At 66.2% G+C, this 21,226-nt stretch carries 18 protein-coding genes and 1 riboswitch; of the genes, 6 read left to right on the forward strand and 12 right to left on the reverse strand.

Annotated features, from left to right (window positions below; translation table 11 throughout):
- The 4 genes from QMX82_RS15855 to QMX82_RS15870 all read right to left on the reverse strand — a co-directional run.
- On the reverse strand, positions 1–1,413 hold a 1,413-nt coding region (locus tag QMX82_RS15855; protein ID WP_282285245.1), incomplete at its 3' end, for a cryptochrome/photolyase family protein.
- A complete protein-coding gene (locus QMX82_RS15860; RefSeq protein WP_282285246.1) occupies positions 1,410–2,354 on the reverse strand; it encodes a MerR family transcriptional regulator in 945 nt (314 codons plus the stop codon). The genes QMX82_RS15855 and QMX82_RS15860, both read right to left, overlap by 4 nt.
- Positions 2,344–3,315, reverse strand: coding sequence for a YbgA family protein (locus QMX82_RS15865; protein ID WP_282285248.1), 972 nt, complete (start codon positions 3,313–3,315; stop codon positions 2,344–2,346). Before QMX82_RS15865 ends, QMX82_RS15860 begins: the two co-directional genes overlap by 11 nt.
- 125 nt (positions 3,316–3,440) lie before the next feature.
- Positions 3,441–4,538 (reverse strand): NAD(P)/FAD-dependent oxidoreductase, encoded by a 1,098-nt coding sequence (locus QMX82_RS15870; protein WP_208693802.1) that lies wholly within the window; start codon positions 4,536–4,538, stop codon positions 3,441–3,443.
- A 65-nt stretch (positions 4,539–4,603) separates the two neighbouring features.
- Here QMX82_RS15870 and QMX82_RS15875 point away from each other — a divergent pair, with 65 nt between their 5' ends.
- The gene (locus QMX82_RS15875) at positions 4,604–5,512 is read left to right on the forward strand and encodes a TIGR01777 family oxidoreductase (RefSeq protein ID WP_280308589.1); all 909 of its coding nucleotides are present in this window, start codon (positions 4,604–4,606) and stop codon (positions 5,510–5,512) included.
- Positions 5,509–6,564 carry a ferrochelatase gene (locus QMX82_RS15880; protein WP_282285257.1) on the forward strand — a complete coding sequence of 352 codons (1,056 nt, stop codon included), beginning with the start codon at positions 5,509–5,511 and terminating at the stop codon, positions 6,562–6,564. The genes QMX82_RS15875 and QMX82_RS15880 overlap by 4 nt, the downstream gene beginning before the upstream one ends.
- A 19-nt stretch (positions 6,565–6,583) precedes the next feature.
- On the opposite strand, the gene QMX82_RS15885 is transcribed toward QMX82_RS15880, so the two are convergent.
- Positions 6,584–7,849 carry a uracil-xanthine permease family protein gene (locus QMX82_RS15885; protein WP_133861538.1) on the reverse strand — a complete coding sequence of 422 codons (1,266 nt, stop codon included), beginning with the start codon at positions 7,847–7,849 and terminating at the stop codon, positions 6,584–6,586.
- 2 nt (positions 7,850–7,851) lie between these two features.
- Positions 7,852–8,490: a uracil phosphoribosyltransferase gene (gene upp, locus QMX82_RS15890; protein ID WP_017641072.1), complete on the reverse strand. Its 639-nt coding sequence runs from the start codon at positions 8,488–8,490 to the stop codon at positions 7,852–7,854.
- A gap of 255 nt (positions 8,491–8,745) precedes the next feature.
- Between upp and QMX82_RS15895 the strand changes: the two genes are divergently transcribed.
- From QMX82_RS15895 to QMX82_RS15905, 3 genes are all read left to right on the forward strand, one after another.
- Positions 8,746–9,300, forward strand: a complete 555-nt coding sequence (locus QMX82_RS15895) for a hypoxanthine-guanine phosphoribosyltransferase (protein WP_133861537.1) — start codon at positions 8,746–8,748, stop codon at positions 9,298–9,300.
- A complete protein-coding gene (locus tag QMX82_RS15900; RefSeq protein ID WP_282285262.1) occupies positions 9,297–9,767 on the forward strand; it encodes a WbuC family cupin fold metalloprotein in 471 nt (156 codons plus the stop codon). The genes QMX82_RS15895 and QMX82_RS15900 overlap by 4 nt, the downstream gene beginning before the upstream one ends.
- A 117-nt stretch (positions 9,768–9,884) precedes the next feature.
- Entirely contained in the window at positions 9,885–10,172 is a 288-nt protein-coding gene (locus QMX82_RS15905) for a PA4642 family protein (RefSeq protein ID WP_007161573.1), read from the forward strand.
- Positions 10,173–10,254: 82 nt separating this feature from the next.
- Here the strand turns inward: QMX82_RS15905 and QMX82_RS15910 are convergent, their stop codons facing one another.
- The 3 genes from QMX82_RS15910 to ahcY form a co-directional block, all read right to left on the reverse strand.
- Entirely contained in the window at positions 10,255–12,156 is a 1,902-nt protein-coding gene (locus tag QMX82_RS15910; protein WP_282285266.1) for a DEAD/DEAH box helicase, read from the reverse strand.
- A gap of 184 nt (positions 12,157–12,340) precedes the next feature.
- On the reverse strand, positions 12,341–13,177 hold the full coding sequence (metF, locus tag QMX82_RS15915; protein WP_282285267.1) for a methylenetetrahydrofolate reductase [NAD(P)H]: 837 nt from the start codon (positions 13,175–13,177) through the stop codon (positions 12,341–12,343).
- A gap of 52 nt (positions 13,178–13,229) precedes the next feature.
- On the reverse strand, positions 13,230–14,636 hold the full coding sequence (ahcY, locus tag QMX82_RS15920) for an adenosylhomocysteinase (RefSeq protein ID WP_208693809.1): 1,407 nt from the start codon (positions 14,634–14,636) through the stop codon (positions 13,230–13,232).
- A 22-nt stretch (positions 14,637–14,658) separates the two neighbouring features.
- A riboswitch (S-adenosyl-L-homocysteine riboswitch) is annotated at positions 14,659–14,801 on the reverse strand.
- A 152-nt stretch (positions 14,802–14,953) separates the two neighbouring features.
- Here ahcY and QMX82_RS15925 point away from each other — a divergent pair.
- On the forward strand, positions 14,954–15,349 hold the full coding sequence (locus QMX82_RS15925) for an acyl-CoA thioesterase (protein WP_064309293.1): 396 nt from the start codon (positions 14,954–14,956) through the stop codon (positions 15,347–15,349).
- Here the strand turns inward: QMX82_RS15925 and QMX82_RS15930 are convergent.
- The 3 genes from QMX82_RS15930 to purH all read right to left on the reverse strand — a co-directional run bounded on the left by QMX82_RS15930 (position 15,333) and on the right by purH (position 21,163).
- Positions 15,333–18,107: a response regulator gene (locus QMX82_RS15930; protein ID WP_282285272.1), complete on the reverse strand. Its 2,775-nt coding sequence runs from the start codon at positions 18,105–18,107 to the stop codon at positions 15,333–15,335. The two genes, QMX82_RS15925 and QMX82_RS15930, sit on opposite strands and share 17 nt — an antisense overlap.
- Positions 18,108–18,201: 94 nt before the next feature.
- Positions 18,202–19,485: a phosphoribosylamine--glycine ligase gene (purD, locus tag QMX82_RS15935; protein ID WP_282285274.1), complete on the reverse strand. Its 1,284-nt coding sequence runs from the start codon at positions 19,483–19,485 to the stop codon at positions 18,202–18,204.
- Between the two features lie 85 nt (positions 19,486–19,570).
- A complete protein-coding gene (purH, locus tag QMX82_RS15940) occupies positions 19,571–21,163 on the reverse strand; it encodes a bifunctional phosphoribosylaminoimidazolecarboxamide formyltransferase/IMP cyclohydrolase (protein ID WP_282285276.1) in 1,593 nt (530 codons plus the stop codon).
- Positions 21,164–21,226 lie beyond the last annotated feature (63 nt).

A 21,226-nucleotide genomic window follows, 5' to 3' on the forward strand; every position in this document is an offset into this window, starting at 1 on the left:
TTTTTTTGGGCCGTTGTGGCGCGCCGGGCGGGGGTGGGCCCCCCGCGCGCGCGGGCGACTTTCGCCCAGGTCCACCAGGGGCGTCAGGTAGTGGTCCCCGGGGGTGTGCACGGCCTTGCCCTTGAGGTCGGCCAATTCCGGCACCCAGGTACGCACGTAATCGCCGCGCGCATCGATCTTCAAGGCCTGGGTGTGAGGGTTGAATACCCGGAAATAGGGCACCGAATCCGTGCCGGTGGATGCGCTCCACTGCCAGCCGCCGTTGTTGGAGGCCAGGTCGCCATCGATGAGATGCTGCATGAACCAGCGTTCGCCCTCGCGCCAGTCGATCAGCAGGTTCTTGCACAGGAACATGGCCGTCAGCATGCGCATGCGATTGTGCATCCAGCCGGTCTGCAGGAGCTGGCGCATGGCGGCGTCGATGATGGGAATCCCGGTGCGCCCCTGTTGCCAGGCTGCGAGGCCTTCGGGGTCATCGCGCCAGGGCAGGCCGGTCAGCTCCTGGTTGAATGGCTGGTGCCGGGAAACCCGGGGATAGCCCACCAGCACGTGCCGATAGAATTCGCGCCAGAGCAACTCGGTGATCCAGGTGGCCGCGCCCTGCTTGCCGCCGCTGAGCAGGCCGTCGTTGGCGCGGACCGCCCCCTGCAGGCACTGGCGAGGCGTCAGCACCCCGGCATTGAGATAGGCCGACAACTGGCTGGTACCGGGTTCGGAGGGAATGTCCCGCGCCCGCTGATAGTCTTCGAGATCATCCCGGATGAAGGCTTCCAGACGCTGCAGTGCTTCCTCTTCCCCTGCCGGCCATAGCCCTTGCAGGTCGGCGGCGGGCGCCGCGAAACCCTCGACCGAACTGGGCGGCTCATCCGCCGGCACCGGGCTCTTGCGCTGCTTGCCCGGGGCGGGCAAGGGCGTCGGCAGACCGGTTTCCAGACGCGCCAGGCAGGTCTTCCTGAACTGGCCGAAAACCTTGAAGTAGCCACCGCTCTTGGTCAGCACCGTACCCGGCGCGAACAGCGTCTGGTCCAGATAGCGATGGGTTGCCAGGCCCGCGTCGTCGAAGGCCGTGACCACGGCGTCGTCACGGGCGGCTTCGTTGATCCCGTATTCGTCATTGAAATGCAGGTGTTCGGCGCCCAGCTCCCGGGCCAGGTCGAGCAGCACCTGGGGGGCCTGCTCCCAGCGCTCGGCGCTGCGGACCAGCAAGGGAATACCGAGCGACTTGAGCGTCTTGCCCAGTTCGGCGAGGTTGCGCAGCCAGAAGTCGACCTTGATCGCCGCCTCGTCGTGCTCTTGCCATTGGGCAGGACTCAGCAGAAAGACGGCTGCCACCGGGCCCTGTTCGGCGGCGGCGTGGAGAGCGGGATGATCGAGGGTGCGCAGGTCAGTTCGAAACCAGACGAGCTGATTCATGCATGGCGTTCCTGATGCAGCAGCCCGGCACTCTGCAGGCGATCGAAGGCTTCGCCGGGACTGCGCGCGGGTGCGGCATCGGCGGTAAGGGATTCACCCAGCGCACCAAGCGTCAGGCACGGGCGGGTATGGCGATTGGCGAAGGTCTGCAGCTGGCGCCGCAGCTCGCTGTCGGGACGGCTGTCACGGCAAAGGATCAGTGCCCGGGGTTCGAGCTGCTCGACCAGGCGATCCAGGTTACCTGCGGGGACCGACCACTCCACCAGTTCTACCGGACACTCCGCGGCGCTGATCAACCAGGCGCAAAGCCACAGCGAGGTGTTCATCGGGGTGTCGTCGAGATTCAGCAGCACCAGGGGCGCGCCCCGCAGACTGTGCTGGCTGTGATAGATCCGCGCACCCAGCTTGCTGCGCAGCCAGGACTGGAAGAACACCTGAGTCAGGCGACCGTCGTCGGTCGCCTGACTCAGGCGCTCCAGCTCCCGCAGCAGCGGCCACAGCAACTGGTCCAACAGCACCCGCGGTGGATAGAGCGAGGCGGCGCGGTTGTAGGCCTCGTCCAGCGCACGCGAAGCCAGTCGGCCGATGGCGTCCATCATCTCCTGATGGATGGCCTGCCAGGGCGTGTCGCCGGGGATCACCGTGGGTCGCTGTTCGTCGAGCAGCCCCTTGACCTGGCTGACCGCCACGCCACGGGCGATCCAGGCGAGGATCTGCTGCACGCGGACCACATGGGCCTCGCTGTACAGCCGATGGCCCTTGGGCGTGCGTTTGGGAACCAGCAGGCCATAGCGCCGCTCCCAGGCCCTCAGCGTCACGGCGTTCACGCCAGTGCGGCGGGCGATTTCCCGGATAGGCAGCCAGCCTTCGTGAAGAGCGGACTGGTAGTCCTGGTCTTCGCCGTTCGACGGCGAAGGCAAGGGCGTGACGCTAGATGGCATTTCGTAGACTCAGACGTTCGGGGTGGGGTTGCAGATAGGCCTGCTCGTTCACATAACGATCCGGATGCTGGCGGAAGTGGTGCTTGAGCAGCGTCAGAGGCACGACCAGAGGGACGATGCCCTCGTGGTACTGCTCGATCAGCAGCTGCATTTCCTGCTTCTCGCTGTCGCTCAGGACCCGCCGCAGATAGCCGAAGAGATGATAGAGCACATTGCAATGAGTACCGCGGGTGGCGCACTTCTTCAAGGCAGCCATCAGGCCGCTGAAGTACTCCTGACCCAGCTCGTCCAGATTGCGCTGGCCGATGCTGCCGACCAGTTGGCCAAGAGTCCGCGCGCGATGGGCATCGTGGGCCATGAGCTGGTACTTGTAACGCGAATGATAGGACAGCAGCGCCCGCGCCGTCAGACCCTGTTGCAGCAGTTGCTGCCAATGGGCATGGGCGAAGACGCGGGTGACGAAGTTTTCCCGCAGCACCGCATCGTTCAGCCGGCCGGCTTCTTCCACTGGCAGGTCCGGTTGTAGACGCATGATGGCGGCGGCGAACAGCCCGCGGCCATCGGTTTCACTGCCCTGACCGTTGGCGTGGTAGACCTTGACGCGCTCCATGCCGCAGGAGGGCGATTTCTGCATGAGGATGAAGCCGGACAGGTCGGTCAGCTCGCCCGCCATCCTTTCCCCGTAACCGGTCAGGGCGGCGGTCACATCCAGGCTGGGGTCGACGGTGCCCACCGCGCGTGGCGCCTGGGAGTCGCCCACCAGGCGGATGGGTTCGCGGGGCGTGCCGAGGCCGATGGCCATTTCCGGGCAGACCCTGACGAAGTCGAAGTGCTCGGCGAAGGTCTGGCTGCAGAGCCGGGATTCCTTGTGTCCGCCGTTGTAGCGGACTTCGTCACCCAGCAGGCAGGCGCTGATGCCCAGGCGCGGGCGGGGCAGGCTGGAGGAGGCGTTGGCAACCATGGAGATCCCCTGTCGTGTATTTTCTTGTACAAGGCTTTCCTACTTGTACAAGTTTGGTGCAACTTTCGACAGGGGGCTGCGGTAAAAGATTCGCCGCAGGTTACAGACGGCGTGCGCTTCGTCGATTAATCCAGACTGCCGAGGAGCTGCTGCGCGGCCTCATGACCACTCAACCAGGCACCTTCCACCCGACCGCTGGAGCACCAGTCGCCACAGACGAAGACGCCCATGTCGGGATCGCCCAGGGCGCCCCACTGGTGGGGTTGCGCGGGACGGGCATAGAGCCAGCGATGGGCCAGGCTGAAGGTCGGTGCCGGCAACGGGCAGCCGATCAGCTCGGCGAAGGCGCCGTGCAGGCGTTCGATCACCTCGTCCTTGGAGGCGTCGAGGTGCGCCTTGGTCCAGGCGCTGGTGGCATGCAGGACCCAGGTGTCCAGGGTGGTGTCGCGCTCGGGCTTGCAGCGATTGCGCGCCAGCCAGTCCAGTTCGCTGCCCTGCACGAAACAGCCTTCCACCGGGGTCTGCAGGGGCGTGGGAAAGGCCAGGGCCACCGACCAGGTCGGTTCCATGCTGACGCCAGCCACGGTGGCCGCCAACTTGGGCACGCTGGACAGCAGCGCCGTGGCCTGGGGCGCCGGCATGGCGATGATGACTTGGGCGAAGGGCCCGTGGGTCTCGCCGCCGGCATCCAGCAGGTGCCAGTGCTGGGCTCCGCGAAAGACCTCGGTGATGCGGCAGTCGAAGGTGACCGGCAGATCGGCCAGCAGGTGGCGGGTGATGGCGCTCATGCGCGGTACCCCGACCCAGCGCGGCTGCTCGTCCTGGGACGGACTCAGGCGACCGTCGCGATACTGGTAGAGTGCCGGATTCCATTCCGCTGCACAGCCGGCCCGACGCCACTCGTTGAGGGCGTCGATGAAGCGCCGGTCGCGGGCGGTGAAATACTGGGCGCCCAGATCGAGGGCACCGGCTTCGCTGCGCTTGCTGGCCATGCGGCCGCCGCTGCCGCGGCTCTTGTCGAAGATCTGGACCTGCTGCCCGGCGCGAATCAGCGTCTGGGCCGCGGCAAGTCCGGCTATTCCTGCGCCAACGATGGCGATGGGGGCAGTCATGATGGACCTCGCTTGTCTGACGATTCGCCCTTGTCGAACGTTTGCGCGCGCAAGGGCTCTACGGCTACGACTGGCAACCGTTCTGGATCTTTCGACCCACGACCATACCAAACAATCCTCTTCCCTTCGTTCAGATGCATACGGGCGGCAGGGCAATACGAGAAGGAAGTGACGACATGCATATCCTGCTGACCGGTGGCACCGGATTGATCGGCCGTGCGCTGTGCCGCCAATGGGCGGCCGCCGGGCACCAACTCACCGTGCTCAGTCGCGACCCGGGGCGGGTGGCGCGCGAATGCGGACCCGGCGTGCGCGGCATCGCCCAACTGGAGGCGCTGGGCGACGAACACCTGGATGCCGTGGTCAACCTGGCGGGCGCCCCCATCGCCGACAAGCCCTGGACCCAAGGTCGCAAGGCCGAACTCTGGCAGAGCCGCATCGGCACCACCGAGCGCCTGATCGAATGGCTGCAGGGCCGCCCGCAGAAACCCGCGGTCCTGCTGTCCGGCTCGGCCATCGGCTTCTATGGCGACAGCGGCGAGAAGCCGGTGAGCGAGGCGGACAGCCTGGCCGGTCCCGACTTCGCCGGCGAGTTGTGCCTGGCCTGGGAGCAGGTCGCCAACGAAGCCGAGAAGCTGGGCATCCGGGTGGTCAACCTGCGCACCGGCCTGGTGCTGGCCGCCGACGACGGCTTCCTGCTGCGCCTGCTGCCGCCCTTCCGTTTCGGGCTGGGCGCGCGCCTGGGCAATGGACGCCAGTGGATGCCCTGGATTCATTTGCAGGATCAAATCGGGGCCATCGATTTTCTTCTCAACCGAAGCGATGCCCAGGGTCCCTATAATCTCTGTGCCCCCCAGCCGGTCCGCAACCGGGAATTCACCGAGGCGCTGGGACGGGCCTTGCGGCGCCCGGCGCGATTGCTGATTCCCGCCTTCGCCCTGCGCCTGATGGGAGAGCTGTCCATCCTCCTGCTGGGTGGCCAGCGCGCCCGACCCGAGCGCCTGCTCGCGGCCGGGTATGTCTTTCGCTATCCCGAGCTGGATGCGGCCCTGGCCGACCTGCTCGCTGCCAAGGATTCACGATGACTACCAACGCTCTGCTGCTCGCCAACCTGGGTTCGCCCGATTCGCCCCATGTCCCCGACGTGAAGCGCTATCTGAACCAGTTTCTGATGGACCCCTATGTGGTCGATCTGCCCTGGCCGCTGCGCCGTCTGCTGGTATCCCTGGTGCTGATCAAGCGACCCGCCGCCTCGGCCGAGGCCTATGAGTCGATCTGGTGGGACGACGGCTCGCCATTGATCGTGCTCAGCCGCCGGCTGCAGGAAGCCGTACGGCCACTCTGGCGGCACGGTCCGGTGGAGTTGTGCATGAGATACGGCGAACCCTCGGTGGAAACGGTGCTCAAGCGCCTGGCCAGCCAGGGCATCCGCGAGGTGACCTATGCGCCGCTCTATCCGCAATTCGCCGACAGCACCACCACCACCGCCATCGTCGAGGCGCGGCGGGTGATCGAGGCCCACCAGCTGCCGCTGACGCTGAAGATCCTGCCGCCGTTCTACGACCGTCCGGAATACCAGGCGGCGCTGGCGGCCAGCGTCGAGCCCTATCTCGAAGAGCCCTACGACCACCTGCTGCTGTCCTTCCACGGCCTGCCCGAGCGGCATATCCGCAAGCTGGTCAAGGATCGCAAGCACGACCTGCGCGCCCCCGACAGCAGCAAGGTCACCGCCAAGGCCCTGGCCGTCTGCTACCGCAGCCAGTGCCAGCGCACCGCCGAACTGGTGGCCCGGCGCCTGGGCATTCCCGATGGCAAGTGGTCGGTGTCCTTCCAGTCGCGGCTGGGCAAGGACAAGTGGATCGAACCCTACACCGAGGCGCGGCTGGACGCGCTGGCCAAGGCGGGGGTCAGGCGCCTGCTGGTGATGTGCCCGGCGTTCGTCGCCGACTGCATCGAGACGCTGGAAGAGATCGGCGATCGCGGGCGCGAGCAGTTCATCGAAGCCGGTGGCCGGGAGCTGGTGCTGATTCCCTGCGTCAACGACGACCCGGCCTGGGCCCGGGCGCTGGTGGAGTTGTGCGAGGAAGTGGCGGAGCTGCCGCCGCAGCCGATCGAACAACCCAGGATGCCGGCGTAACGGCATCCTGGGCTGGCCGTCAGAGCAGCGGGCGCTCTGGCGGTTCGGCGTCCTTCTTCCAGGCGTTGTGCCCAGGCAGGACCAGGTTGAGGCCGATGGCGATCAGGCCGCAGAGGGAGATGCCCTTGAGGCCGATCTCGCCGTTGCCGAAGACGATGCCACCGATGCCGAACACCAGGGTCACCGAGACGATCACCAGGTTGCGTGCCTCGGACAGATCCACCTGGTGGCGGATCAGGATGTTCAGCCCCACCACCGCGATGGAGCCGAACAGCAGGCAGAGAATGCCGCCCATGACCGGCACCGGGATGGTCTGCAGCGCCGCGCCGAACTTGCCGACGAAGGCCAGCACCATGGCGAAGCCGGCGGCCCACAGCATGACTCGCGGATTGTGGTTCTTGGTCAGCATCACCGCGCCGGTCACCTCGGCATAGGTGGTGTTCGGCGGCCCGCCGAACAGCCCGGCGGAAGAGGTGGCCAGGCCGTCACCCAGCAGGGTGCGGTGCAGCCCGGGCTGCTTGAGGTAGTTCTGGCCGGTCACGCCGCCCACCGCGATCACCCCGCCGACGTGCTCGATGGCCGGCGCCAGGGCCACCGGCACCATGAACAGGATGGCGCCCCAGTGGAATTCCGGCGCGACGAAGGCCGGGATCGCCAGCCAGGGGGCGGCGGCCATGCCCTCGGTATGGACGATGCCGAAGACGAAGGCCAGCGCGTAGCCGACGAAGACCCCGGCGAGGATGGGCACCAGGCGGAACATGCCCTTGCCGTAGATGGCCACCAGCAGGGTGGTGACCAGTGCCGGCATGGAGATCATCATCGCCGTGGCATAGGGCACCAGCTGGGCGCTGCCGTCCCCGGCCTTGCCCATGGCCATGTTGGCCGCCACCGGCGACAGCCCCAGGCCGATGGAGATGATCACCGGGGCGATCACCACCGGCGGCAGCAGGCGGTCGATGAAGCCCACGCCGCGCACCTTCACCGCCAGCCCCAGGAAGGTGTAGACGAAGCCGGCCGCCACCACCCCGCCCAGTACCGCCGGCAGACCGAATTCAGCCTTGGCGGCGATGATCGGGGCGATGAAGGCAAAGCTCGACGCCAGGAACACCGGCACCTGGCGGCCGGTGACGAGATGGAACAGCAGGGTGCCGAAGCCTGCGGTGAAGAGGGCCACATTGGGGTCCATGCCGGTGATCAGCGGCATCAGCACCAGGGCGCCAAAGGCCACGAAGAGCATCTGGGCGCCGACCAGGATCTCCCGCCAGAGCGGTTCCCGCGCGGTCACGCTCAGGCGTCCTTCTGCTTGGTGCCGAAGATCTTGTCACCGGCATCGCCCAGCCCCGGCAGGATGTAGCCGTGCTCGTTGAGCCGTTCGTCGATGGAGGCGGTGTAGAGGCGCACGTCCGGATGGGCTTCCTCGACCGCGGCGATGCCCTCGGGCGCCGCCACCAGCACCAGGGCACGGATTTCCTTGGCCCCGGCCTTCTTCAGCAGGTCGATGGTGGCGATCATGGAGCCGCCGGTGGCCAGCATGGGGTCGATGATCATGGCCATCCGCTGGTCCAGTTCACCCACCAGCTTTTCCAGGTAGGTGTGGGCCTGCAGGGTGGATTCGTTGCGGGCAAGGCCCACCACGCTGACCCGGGCGCTGGGGATCAGGCTGAGCACGCCGTCGAGCATGCCGATGCCGGCGCGCAGGATGGGCACCACGGTGACCTTCTTGCCGGAAATCTTTTCCACCTTGACGGTGCCGCACCAGCCTTCGATGTCCACCTCTTCCACCGGCAGGTCCTTCGTCGCCTCGTAGGTCAGCAGGGCGCCGACTTCCTGGGCCAATTCGCGAAAGTTCTTGGTGCTGATGTCGGCGCGCCGCATCAGGCCGAGCTTGTGACGGATGAGCGGGTGGCGGATTTCGTGGACGGGCATGGGATTCTCCAGAGACGGTAGGGCAGCGGATCGAGGACGTTTTCGGTACGACCGGCGGCCCGAAGGCCTGCCGCAGGAAGGGCAGGCGCACAAAAAAACCGCGGTACATTAAAGCATCCGACCCGAGGTGGGCAGTACCCTGCGACAATAGTAGCCGCCTGGCGGCGCTTGAGATCGGTTCGCGGTGTCTGTACCTTTGCCGCCTTTTATCCGCGCCAACCATCAGGCAGGCGCCCCGTCCCCCGGAGAAGCCCCATGTCCGCCGATCTCGCCCACATCCGCCAGATCATGCAGGAAGCCGATTGCCTGTATGACGAAGCCCAGGTCGAAGCGGCCATCGACCGGATCGCCGCGTCCATCACCGCCGATCTCGCCGAGCGCAATCCGGTGGTCTTCTGCGTGATGAACGGCGGTCTGATCCTGACCGGCAAGCTGGCCACCCGGCTGCATTTCCCGCTGGAAATGTCCTACCTGCACGCCACCCGCTATCGCAACGAGACCACCGGCGGCGAGCTGTTCTGGAAGGCCAAGCCCGAGGTGTCCTTCATTGATCGCGATGTGCTGATCGTCGACGACATCTTCGACGAGGGCCACACCCTCAAGGCCATCATCGACTTCTGCCGCCATGCCGGCGCCCGCGAAGTCCACACCGCGGTGCTGATCGACAAGACCCACGACCGCAAGGTCAAGGGCCTGGAAGCCACCTACGTCGGCCTGCCCTGCATCGATCGCTACATCTTCGGCTACGGCATGGACTACAAGGGCTACTGGCGCAACGCGCCCGGCATCTATGCCGTGAAAGGGCTGTGACCGCGCGGCTGTTCGATCAGGCGCTGTTCGCCGACCTGCTCCGGCAGGCGGCGGCCAGCCCGCGACGGCGCGCCCATCACAACCTGCATCTCATGGACGAGCCCTGCCATCGCCTGGTGGTGGGGATGTGCGAAGACAGTTACATACCGCCCCATCGCCACCTGGATCCGCACAAGGCCGAGAGCCTGCTGGTGCTGCAGGGCCGGCTCGGGCTACTGACCTTCGGCGAAGACGGACGGGTGCTGCTGTGCCGCGAACTGTCCCAGCGCGCCGGTTGCCCGGGCGTCGATCTCGCTCCCGGGCACTACCATGCGCTGGTTGCCCTGGAGGGCGACTGCCTGTTCTTCGAATGCAAGGCCGGGCCCTTCGTACCCCTGGGCGAGGGGGAACGCGCGGCCTGGGCACCGCTGGAAGGCGCACCCGATGCAGAGCGCTATCGCAGCTGGATGCGCGCTCATTTCGATTGAACTTTCGACCGGGGTCGCGGTATTGCCGCAGTTTTGTCACTGGCGGGCAGGCGAGGGGCGGGGTTAGAATCGGTCCTCCTTTTCTCCAAAGAATCCCCCAGCACAGGTAGCCAAAGGATGCGCAAGGATAAAAAGCAGGTCATCGGTGAAGAGATCAGCGACGAGCAGATCAAGCTGTTTCTCGCGGTCGAGCCGGCGGACGATACTCCCGCGTCTCTGCACAAGCTGGTCAAGGCCTATCGCGGCCTGCGCCCGGATGACTTCGAGCGCTTCGTCGGCTTCTTCGTGGAGGCCGGCTACGACCTGGATGCCCGTAACGACCAGGGTGAAGACTTCATCGAGCTGATCCGTAGCCATCGCCAGGCCGAGCCCTATATCGACGCCCTGCGCGCCGCCCACGCCTGATTGGCCGCATAAAAAAGAAACCCCGCCATGGCGGGGTTTCTTTTTGCCTGGTGAACGGGCCGCCTGAGCGGCCCGTCGGCCATCAGCCTTCGCGGTTGCGGGTCAGCAGCGCGGGCTTCTCGCTGCGCGGCCGGCTTGGCATCTCTTCCAGTTGCTCCAGGGTCGGCAGGCGATCGGCACGCGACGGCTTGTGCACGATCTTCGGCTGCGGCTTGTTCGACGCCCGCTCTTCGGTGGCATAGGCGCGCGGCTCGCTGGGCGCGGCCTCATAGGGCCGGGCGGCACGGGGCTGGCCGTTCTGACCACGCCGCTTGCCGGGCTGCTGTTGCTGCTGGCTACGCGGACCGCGGGCAGCACCCTGGCTCGGAGCCTGGCCTTGACCCTGGCGGGGCTGGCCCTGGCTGCCGGTCGCCGCAGCGCGCGGCGCGCTGCCGCCGTTGCCACTGCGCGGACCCTTGCGACCCTTGCCCTGGTAGGGGCTCACGTAGTCGACGCTGTTGCCGAAGTTGTCGTAGGCGTCATCCAGGAATTCTTCCGGATCGCGATTGCGCGGCTGCTGGGCAACGGCCTGGCCGGGTTGCGCGGTGGCCTTGTCCTGGCTGGTGTCATCGCGATCGCGGCGGTCGCGACGATTGCGGGAACGACCCTTGCGCTCGCCCTGGGGCTGGGCGCCGGACTGTTCGCCACCGGCGGCCTTGCTCGGGTTCTGAGCCTGAGCCTGAGCCTGACCTTTGCCTTCGCTGCGCGCTGGCTTGTCGGCTTTCTTCTGGCGATTCTGCTGCGGCTTGCCACGCGGTTCGCGGGGTGCCCGGACTTCCGGCTGCTCGGGCGGCACGGACTGCGGGTCGAAGCCCTGCATGTCGCCGTCCTGGATGCTCTGCTTGGTCAGACGCTCGATGGCCTTGAGCAGCTTCTCTTCGTCCGGGGAGACCAGCGAAATGGCTTCGCCGCTGCGACCGGCCCGACCGGTACGGCCGATACGGTGGACATAGTCTTCCTCGACATTGGGCAGCTCGAAGTTGACCACGTGGGGCAGCTGGTCGATGTCCAGGCCGCGGGCGGCGATGTCGGTGGCGACGAGAACGCGAACCTCGTTGCTCTTGAAGTCGGCCAGGGCCTTGGTACGGGCGTTCTGGCTCTTGTTGCCATGGATTGGCGCCGACGGCAGGCCGTGCTTGTTCAGGTACTCGGCCAGGCGGTTGGCGCCGTGCTTGGTCCGGGTAAACACCAGCACCTGTTCCCAGGCACCCAGGGTGATCAGGTGGGCGAGCAGGGCGCGCTTCTGATTGGCGGGGATGCGGAACAGCCGCTGTTCGATGCGCTCGACGGTGGTGTTCGGCGGGGTGACCTCGATCCGCTCGGGATCCTGCAGCAGCTTGCCGGCGAGGTCGGTGATGTCCTTGGAGAAGGTGGCCGAGAACAGCAGGTTCTGTCGGCGGGCCGGCAGACGGGCCAGGACCTTCTTCACGTCATGGATGAAGCCCATGTCCAGCATGCGGTCGGCTTCGTCCAGCACCAGGACCTCGACGGCGGACAGATCGACGCTCTGCTGACCGGCGAGGTCCAGCAGACGACCCGGGCAGGCGACGAGCACGTCGACACCCTTGGCCAGGGCGGTGACCTGCGGCTTGAGGCCGACACCACCGAAGACGCAGGCGCTGCGCATGGGCAGGTCGCGGGCGTACACCTTGAAGCTGTCGTGGACCTGGGCCGCCAGTTCACGGGTCGGCGTCAGCACCAGCACGCGGGGCTGCTTGGCCACATAGTGGTGACCATCGGGATGACCGTTGGGAAACAGGCGCTCGAGCACCGGCAGCGCGAAGCCGCCGGTCTTGCCGGTGCCGGTCTGGGCAGCCACCATCAGATCGCGACCCTGCAGGACGGCCGGAATGGCACGTTGCTGAACAGGCGTGGGATTCGTGTAGCCAGCGTCTTCGACAGCGCGGGCAAGGGCCTCGGAGAGACCGAGGGAAATGAAGGACATGCGGGGTTCCTGTCTCTGTCGGCGTCCCGCCGACGTGGGGGCGCGGTTGCGCTGCCGGTTGACGTCCGAAAGACTTGGGACGTCTCGCCCACCCTCGTCATCCTGCGCTGGATGACGAGTCGGACGATGACCGATAGCGGTAATCACGATTGGGTAAAGTCGCCGCCAGTTCGCCTGGCCGACTTCAAAAACCGAGGTTTCGCCAGATGGCGATACACGGCTCCGCTTGGTTCAGGGTATAGAAGTGCACACCGGGTGCCCCACCCTCGAGCAGTCGCTCGCAGAGGTCGGTCATGACTTCTTCGCCAAAGGCCTGGATGCTCTGGGTGTCGTCACCGTAGGCTTCCAGTTGCTTCCGCAGCCAGCGTGGCAGTTCAGCACCACAGGCATCGGAGAAGCGCGCCAACTTGCTGTAGTTGGTGATCGGCATGATGCCAGGGATCACCGGGGCTTCGACTCCCAGTTTGCGGACACGTTCCACAAAATGGAAGTAGCAATCGGCGTTGAAGAAGTACTGGGTGACCGCGCGGTCAGCACCGGCCTCCATCTTGTACACGAAATTGCGCACGTCGTCCGTAAAGCTGCGCGCCTGCGGATGGGTTTCCGGATAGGCGGCGACTTCGATATGGAAGTGATCGCCGGTTTCCGCGCGGATGAAGGCGACCAGATCGCTGGCATGGCGCAATTCGCCGCCGCCGGACAGGCCCATGCCGGACGGCAGGTCGCCACGCAGGGCAACGATGCGGTTGATGCCGGCTTCCCGGTACTGCTGCAGCAACTCGCGCAGCTTGGCCTTGCTGTCTCCGACGCACGACAGGTGCGGTGCGGTCGGTACCCCGACCTCGTCGTTGAGCTGGCGCACGGTGCGATAGGTGCCGTCGCGGGTGGAGCCACCGGCGCCATAGGTGCAGGAAAAGAATTCCGGCCCGTGACTCGCCAGTTGCCGCGCCGTGGCGATCAGCTTCTCGTGGCCCGCTTCGGTCTTGCAGGGAAAGAATTCGAAACTCAGACTGGGTTTCACGTCGTCTCTCTCGTGGGCGGCCACCCGCTCCGGGGAGCGAGTGGCCTGGCCATCAGTAGCGGTAGCTGTCGGGCTTGAAGGGGCCTTCCTGGGTCACGCCGATGTATTTGGCCTGAGCTTCGGTCAGGCGGGTCACCACGCCACCGAAGCCCTTCACCATTTCCAGCGCCACTTCTTCGTCCAGCTTCTTGGGCAGGACCATGACGGTGACGTTGGCGGTCTTCTCGGCGACCGGCAGGTCGGCGAACTTCTCCTGGTACAGGTGGATCTGCGCCAGCACCTGGTTGGCGAAGGAGCCGTCCATGATGCGGCTGGGGTGGCCGGTGGCGTTGCCCAGGTTCACCAGACGGCCTTCGGCCAGCAGGATCAGGTAGTCGTCGTTGGCCGAGTCGACGGTCAGGCCGGTGCGGTGGATCTTGTGCACCTGCGGCTTCACCTCTTCCCAGCCCCAGTGCTGGCGCATGAAGGCGGTGTCGATCTCGTTGTCGAAGTGACCGATGTTGCACACCAGGGCGCGCTTCTTCAGCGCCTTGAGCATGTTGGCGTCACAGACGTTGACGTTGCCGGTGGTGGTGACGATCAGGTCGATCTTGCCCAGCAGGGCGCGATCCACGGAGGCTTCGGTGCCGTCGTTCAGGCCGTCGACATAGGGCGAGACCAGCTCGTAGCCGTCCATGCAGGCCTGCATGGCGCAGATCGGGTCGACTTCCGAGACCTTGACGATCATGCCTTCCTGACGCAGCGAGGCGGCCGAGCCCTTGCCCACGTCGCCGTAGCCGATCACCAGCGCCTGCTTGCCGGACAGCAGGTGGTCGGTGGCGCGCTTGATGGCGTCGTTGAGGCTGTGGCGGCAACCGTACTTGTTGTCGTTCTTGCTCTTGGTGACCGAATCGTTGACGTTGATCGCCGGGACCTTGAGGGTGCCGTCCTTGAGCATGTCCAGCAGGCGGTGCACGCCGGTGGTGGTCTCTTCGGTGATGCCGTGCACGCGCTCCAGCACCTGCGGATACTTGTCGTGCAGGATCTGGGTCAGGTCACCGCCGTCGTCCAGCACCATGTTGGCGTCCCAGGGCTGACCGTCCTTGAGGATGGTCTGCTCGATGCACCACTCGTATTCGGCTTCGGTCTCGCCCTTCCAGGCGAATACCGGGATGCCGGCGGCGGCGATGGCGGCCGCGGCCTGGTCCTGGGTGGAGAAGATGTTGCAGCTGGACCAGCGCACTTCGGCGCCCAGGGCCACCAGGGTCTCGATGAGCACGGCGGTCTGGATGGTCATGTGGATGCAGCCGAGGATCTTGGCACCGGCCAGGGGTTGCTCGCCGGCGTACTTGCCACGCAGCGCCATGAGGGCGGGCATTTCCGATTCGGCGATGATGACTTCGCGACGACCCCAGTCGGCCAGGGAGATGTCGGCGACCTTGAAATCGTTGAAAGCGGCAGGCGTGAGGACAGCGCTCATTGAAGAGTCTCCATTCGTTAGGTGCGAATGGGCGCCGTTGATGCGTTCTGATAACGCTCCGTTCGAGCCTGACAACGTCTGACGTCATGCCGGCCGTGATGCCCGCGCCAGCGGCGGGTCGGCTAGGATGGGATAACGCAGCGTGCTGCAGCGCCCCTCGAACGGAAGGCGGGGCGGCCTGGTGGCCGCGATGCGCGGGCAGTATAACGAGGATCGCGATAAACCCAAAGGGTGGCGCTCTGCCTCATGTCGACCGGAATCTACCGCGCGCACCCTGATCTGATGCCCCAACCCCCCTGAAAATTCAAGGAGCCCTGATGAACTTCCATACCCGCAAGTGGGTGAAGCCCGAAGACCTCAACGCCAATGGCACCCTGTTCGGCGGCAGTCTGCTGAAGTGGATCGACGAGGAGGCGGCGATCTACGCCATCGTGCAGCTGGAAAATCCCAAGGTGGTGACCAAGTACATCTCGGAGATCAATTTCATCAGCGCCTCGCGTCAGGGCGACATCATCGAGCTGGGCATCACCGCCACCGAGTTCGGGCGTACCTCCATCACCCTGAGATGCGAGGTACGCAACAAGATCACCCGCAAGAGCATCCTCACCATCGACAAGATCGTCTTCGTCAATCTCGACGAGGAAGGCAATCCGGTGCCCCATGGCAAGACCCGGATCACCTATGTCGAGGACAGGTTCAAGGAGTCGCCTTGAGGCCGGCGCGGGTCACGTCCAGGCGCCGCCGCTCGGCCCAGTAGAGCAGCAGCTCGCGCAGTTGCGAGAGTTCGATCGGCTTGCCCATGTGGCCGTCCATGCCGGCCTCCTGGGCGCGATCCTTGTGCTCGGCGAGGATATGCGCGGTCAGGGCCACCACCGGGGTGCGCGAGCGATGATTCTGCTGTTCCCAGGCGCGTAGCCGGCGGGTGGCGCCGAAGCCGTCCAGCAGGGGCATCTCGCAATCCATCAGGATGAGGTCATAGGTGTTCTGCTGGAGCTTTTCGAAGGCCTCCAGGCCGTTGCTCACGGTATCGGGTTCGACGCCGAGCTTCTTCAGCATGCCGCGGATCACCTTGACCGAGATGCTGTTGTCCTCGGCCACCAGCACGCGGAAATCGCTGGGAATGCCGCTGGGCTGTTCCTGGGGCTCGGGTTCGCTGACCCGCTGGCCGCGGCGCGACAGTTCGTCGGCCAGGGTGGCTCTGAGGGTATAGCCGGCCACCGGCTTGGCCAGCACCCGCTTGATGCCGGCGTTGCGGGCGATGACCTTGCTCGGCGCATTGCTCAGCCCGGTGAGCATGATCAGCAGCAGGTCGTGGTTGAGATTCTCGTCTTCGTTGATGCGCGCGGCGAGCTGCATGCCGGTCATGCCTGGCATCTGCTGATCGAGCAGCACCACATCGAAGTACTCCCGCAGGTGCGACTGGGTGCGCAGCAGGGCCAGGGCCTCGCGCCCGGAGGCGGCGGTCACCGCCTGCATGCCCCAGGCGCTGCACTGCTGCTGCAGGACCTTGCGACAGAGTTCGTTGTCATCGACCACCAGCACCCGTACGTCCTGCAGCGGATAGTCGCTGTCGCCGCGCGACAGGACCAGCGCCTGAGCCGGGATGGGCAGGCTGATCCAGAAGCTGGAGCCGCCCTCGGCGTTGTTCTGGATGCCGAAGTCGCCCTGCATCAGCAGCACCAGCTGGCGGGCGATGATCAGGCCGAAATCCAGGCTGTCGGTGTCGCTGGCGAGGAAGTCGCGGCGGTCGAGGTGGGTGGACAGCAGCTGGCGACTCAGCGCTGCGTCCAGCGGGGTGCCGCTGTCCTGCACCGAGATGCGCAGGCGCGGCGGTTGGCCGGTGGCCTCTTCCAGGGAGATCACCAGCAGGATCTCGCCTTCCTCGGTGCGCTGGAAGGCGTTTTCCAGCAGGTTGAGCAGGATCTGGCGCAAGCGGGTCGGGTCGCCGATGAAACGGCGCGGCACCTGGGGCTGGATGAAGCTGAGCAATTCGACCCGGTGCTCTTCGGCCCGCGGCCGGAAGATGTCCAGGCAGTCGTCGAGCAGGGCATTGAGGTCGAAGGTGACCTCCTCGAGTTCGATCTGACCGCTTTCCAGGCGGGTGATGTCGATGATCTCGTTGATCAGATTGAGGAGCTCGGCGCCGGCGCTGTGGATGGTCTGCACATAGTCGCGCTGCTTGGCCGACAGCGCCGTGCCCTGCAGCAATTCGGTCATGCCCAGCACGCCGTTCATGGGCGTGCGGATCTCGTGACTGATGCGCGAGAGAAATTCGGCCTTGCCCTTGAGCTCCGCATGGTCCGTGGCTCTGTCGCGGGTGCGGGTGAAATGTTCCTCGCGCAGATAGCGACGCCGCTCCTCCAGGGCCAGGGTCAGCAGGATGCCGCTGAGCATGCAGCTGGCGATCAGGCCGCGGCCCATCCATACCGGTGGATTGGCGTAGCCGGCCAGGATCGGCAGCGCGATCAGCCCGGCCAGGGCCAGCAGGGCGCAGCTCATCATCAGCAGCCGCCCATAGCGGGCGCCCTGGTGCCAGCGCTCCAGCGCGATGATCAGGCAGGCACACAGCGCCAGGCCATTGACCGCCATCAGCCAGTCGCCGACATAGAATTCGCCGGCGGCGATACGCACCACGGCGGCCAGGCCGACCAGGGCCAGCAGGCTCCGCAGCGTGCGGCGGACCCACAGCGGCAGCCGTCGCCAGCCGAAGAAGGCGCCCACGAGATTCAGCCCGGCGGCGCTGCAGGCCAGCACCGACAGATCGGTCAGCAGCGGCGTCTGGCCCTTGAAGGTGCCCAGGAAGAACTTGCTCAGTCCGAAGATGTTCAGGGCCACGCAGACCAGCATCACCAGCAGCAGGGTCAGGGCACTGGTGGCGCGGCTGCGGTGGTAGAGCAGCTGGGCGCCGTTGTACAGCGCCAGCATGGCCAGGCAGCCGAGCAGCACGCCGAACATCACCAGGCGATGGGTGACCTCGGCTTCGGCACTGCTGCTCAGGGTCAGGGCGATCCGCATCGGCTGGGGCGATTCGAATCTCAGAAAGAGGTCGAGCGGCTGGTCGCTCTGCGGAATCGGAAAGACGAAGTCGCGACTGAGTTGCTGCGGATTGAGCAGCGGCCGCGACAGGCCATCGCGGATCTCGCTGAGTAACTGGTCGTCGCGATAGGCGAAGAAATCCAGATAGCCGACGTTGGGCGAAATGATGCGCAGCAGCCGCTGCTGGGCGTCGGGCTGGATGCGGGTATGCAGCCAGAGCGCGCCGGAGCCGGCCGGGCGGTGGGCCCTGGCGGTGGTCAGCGGTTTGAAGGCGGACAGCCGATCACGGACATCATCGAGCGAGAATTCGCCGCTGACGTCTTCATACTGCGCCCAGACCGCATCTGGCGAATTCTCGGCCTGCACGGAGTTGGCCACCAGCAGCAACAGCAGCCAGCTAACCACAAAGCCTATGGCGATCCAGAGCCGTTGCACGAGAGTTCCCTTCGCAAATGCCGACGTCGAGTATAGATCAGCCCGTCACGTCTGTTGACGTAACAGTGTAACAGGCTGATCCCTTAGGCGAGCTTCACTGTCGCTCGCGAGCGATGGCGCGGTAGCCGATGTCGCTGCGGTAGAAGCAGCCCTGCCAGGAGATTTCCCGAGCCAGCGCAGCGGCGTTCTGCTGGGCGGCGGAGACCGTTTCGCCCAGGGCCGTGGCGCACAGCACCCGACCGCCGGCCGTGACGACCTGACCGTCGTGCAGACGGGTGCCGGCGTGGAACACCTTGCCCGGCAGGGCAGCGGCGGCCTCGAGACCGGCGATGGCGTCACCCTTGGCGTAGTCGCCCGGATAGCCGCCGGCGGCCAGGACGATGCCCAGGCTCGGACGTGGATCCCAGCAGGCCTCGATCTTGTCGAGGGCCTCGGCCAGGGCGGCCTCCACCAGCAGCACCAGGCTGGACTGCAGGCGCAGCATCACCGGCTGGGTCTCGGGATCGCCGAACCGGCAGTTGAATTCGATGACCTTGGGCGCGCCACTCTGGTCGATCATCAGACCGGCATAGAGGAAACCGGTATAGACATTGCCTTCGCTGGCCATACCGGCCACGGTGGGCTCGATGATCTCGCGCATGACCCGGTCATGGACCGCCGCGGTCACCACCGGCGCCGGGGAGTAGGCGCCCATGCCGCCGGTGTTGGGACCGCTGTCGCCGTCGCCAACGCGCTTGTGGTCCTGGCTGGTGGCCATCGGCAGCACGTTCTTGCCATCGACCATGACGATGAAGCTGGCTTCCTCGCCATCGAGGAACTCCTCGATCACCACCCGCGCACCGGCATCGCCGAAGGCATTGCCGGAGAGCATGTCACGCACGGCGTCCTCCGCTTCGGCCAGGGTCATGGCGACGATCACGCCCTTGCCGGCGGCCAGGCCGTCGGCCTTGATCACGATGGGCGCACCCTGCTCGCGCAGATAGGCCAGCGCCGGCTCCACCTCGGTGAAGTTGGCGTAGGCGGCGGTGGGGATTTGGTGGCGCGCGAGGAAATCCTTGGTGAAGGCCTTGGAGCCTTCCAGTTGCGCCGCGCCGGCGGTGGGGCCGAAGCAGGGCAGGCCACGGCTGCGGAAAAGGTCGACCACTCCGGCCACCAGCGGCGCCTCGGGACCGACGATGGTCAGCTCGACGTTGGCGGCGGCGAAGTCGGCCAGTTGCTCCAGGGCCAGGACGTCGAGGGCGACGTTCTCGCACTTGGCTTCGGTGGCGGTGCCGGCGTTGCCGGGCGCGACATAGACCTTGGTGACCCGGGTGTCCTGGGCGACCTTCCAGGCCAGGGCGTGTTCGCGACCGCCGCTGCCGATGATGAGTACGTTCATGAAGCTTTCCTCTGGGCGGGCGCTGAGCACGTCCGCCACGCAAATGGGTCGACGGCGAAGGCTGCGGCCCTCGCCGTGGCGGGCCTTAGTGGCGGAAGTGACGCATGCCGGTGAAGACCATGGCGATGCCGGCTTCGTCGGCGGCGGCGATCACCTCGGCGTCGCGCATGGAGCCGCCCGGCTGGATCACCGCGGTGATGCCGTTGGCCGCGGCGTTGTCGATGCCGTCGCGGAAGGGGAAGAAGGCGTCCGAGGCCATGACCGCACCGGCCACCGCCAGACCGGCGTGCTCGGCCTTGATGGCGGCGATGCGCGCCGAATTGACACGGCTCATCTGGCCAGCGCCGATGCCCACGGTCTGCTGGCCCTTGGCGTAGACGATGGCGTTGGACTTGACGAACTTGGCCACCTTCCAGGCGAAGATCAGGTCCTGCAGTTCCTGCTCGCTGGGCGCGCGGCGGGTCACCACCTTGAGATCGTCGGCGGTGATCATGGCGATGTCACGGCTCTGCACCAGCAGGCCGCCGTTGACGCGCTTGAGGTCCAGGCCGGGCTTGCGCTCGGCGGGCCACTCGCCGCACTCCAGCAGGCGGACGTTGGCCTTGGCGGCGACGACCTCGCGGGCCTCGGCGCTGACGCGGGGGGCGATGATCACCTCGACGAACTGGCGCTCGACGATGGCGCGGGCGGTCTCGGCGTCCAGTTCGCGGTTGAAGGCGATGATGCCGCCGAAGGCCGATTCGCTGTCGGTGGCATAGGCCAGTTCATAGGCCTGGCGGATGTCGCCGGCGACGGCCACGCCGCAGGGGTTGGCGTGCTTGACGATGACGCAGGCCGGCTCCCCGTAGCTCTTCACGGTTTCCAGGGCGGCATCGGTGTCGGCGACGTTGTTGAAGGACAGCTCCTTGCCCTGCAGCTGGGTGGCGGTGGCCACGCAGGCTTCGCTGGCGTGCTCGACATAGAAGGCCGCCTGCTGGTGCGGGTTCTCGCCGTATCTCATGTCCTGCGCCTTGATGAACTGGGCGCTGAAGGTACGCGGGAAGGCGGCGCGGCCTTCGGTGGTCAGGGTCTCGGCCTGCTGGTCGATGCTGCCCAGGTAGTTGGCGATCATGCCGTCGTAGGCCGCGGTGTGTTCGAAGGCCTTGAGCGCCAGGTCGAAGCGCTGGGCATAGGTCAGGCCACCGGCCTTGAGGTCGTCGAGGATGGCCTCGTAGTCGCTGGCATTGACCACGATGGCGACGTCCTTGTGGTTCTTCGCCGCGCTGCGGACCATGGTCGGGCCGCCGATGTCGATGTTCTCGATGGCATCGGCCAGGCTGCAGCCGGGCTTGGCCACGGTGGCGGCGAAGGGGTAGAGGTTGACCGCGACCAGATCGATCGGGCGGATGCCGTGTTCGCTCATCACCTCGTGATCGACGCCGCGACGACCGAGGATGCCGCCGTGGATCTTCGGGTGCAGGGTCTTGACGCGCCCGTCCATCATCTCCGGGAAGCCGGTGTAGTCGGCGACTTCCAACGCCGGGATGCCTTCATCGCGCAGCAGCTTGTAGGTGCCGCCGGTGGACAGGATTTCCACGCCGATGGCCGCGAGTTCGCGGGCGAAGTCGACGACGCCCGTCTTGTCGGACACGCTGATCAGCGCACGGCGGACGGGGAGGCGAGAGGTCTGGTCGGTCATGGTCATGTCCATCAGGAGGAGAAAGACCGCCGGTCAAGCCCCCTGGGCCGCCGGCGATGAGGC

This window comes from Pseudomonas sp. PS02302 (assembly GCF_029959585.1).
GTDB lineage: Bacteria > Pseudomonadota > Gammaproteobacteria > Pseudomonadales > Pseudomonadaceae > Chryseomonas > Chryseomonas aestiva.

Bases quoted from the DNA above. Each gene is read 5' to 3' on its own strand.
- QMX82_RS15860 (WP_282285246.1), bottom strand. From the start codon at position 2,354: ATGCCATCTAGCGTCACGCCCTTGCCTTCGCCGTCGAACGGCGAAGAC.
- ahcY (WP_208693809.1), bottom strand. From the start codon at position 14,636: ATGAGCGCTGTCCTCACGCCTGCCGCTTTCAACGATTTCAAGGTCGCC.
- QMX82_RS15905 (WP_007161573.1), top strand. From the start codon at position 9,885: ATGCGCAAGGATAAAAAGCAGGTCATCGGTGAAGAGATCAGCGACGAG.
- purD (WP_282285274.1), bottom strand. From the start codon at position 19,485: ATGAACGTACTCATCATCGGCAGCGGCGGTCGCGAACACGCCCTGGCC.
- QMX82_RS15895 (WP_133861537.1), top strand. From the start codon at position 8,746: ATGTCCGCCGATCTCGCCCACATCCGCCAGATCATGCAGGAAGCCGAT.
- QMX82_RS15910 (WP_282285266.1), bottom strand. From the start codon at position 12,156: ATGTCCTTCATTTCCCTCGGTCTCTCCGAGGCCCTTGCCCGCGCTGTC.
- QMX82_RS15925 (WP_064309293.1), top strand. From the start codon at position 14,954: ATGAACTTCCATACCCGCAAGTGGGTGAAGCCCGAAGACCTCAACGCC.
- QMX82_RS15875 (WP_280308589.1), top strand. From the start codon at position 4,604: ATGCATATCCTGCTGACCGGTGGCACCGGATTGATCGGCCGTGCGCTG.
- upp (WP_017641072.1), bottom strand. From the start codon at position 8,490: ATGCCCGTCCACGAAATCCGCCACCCGCTCATCCGTCACAAGCTCGGC.
- purH (WP_282285276.1), bottom strand. From the start codon at position 21,163: ATGACCGACCAGACCTCTCGCCTCCCCGTCCGCCGTGCGCTGATCAGC.
- QMX82_RS15865 (WP_282285248.1), bottom strand. From the start codon at position 3,315: ATGGTTGCCAACGCCTCCTCCAGCCTGCCCCGCCCGCGCCTGGGCATC.
- QMX82_RS15880 (WP_282285257.1), top strand. From the start codon at position 5,509: ATGACTACCAACGCTCTGCTGCTCGCCAACCTGGGTTCGCCCGATTCG.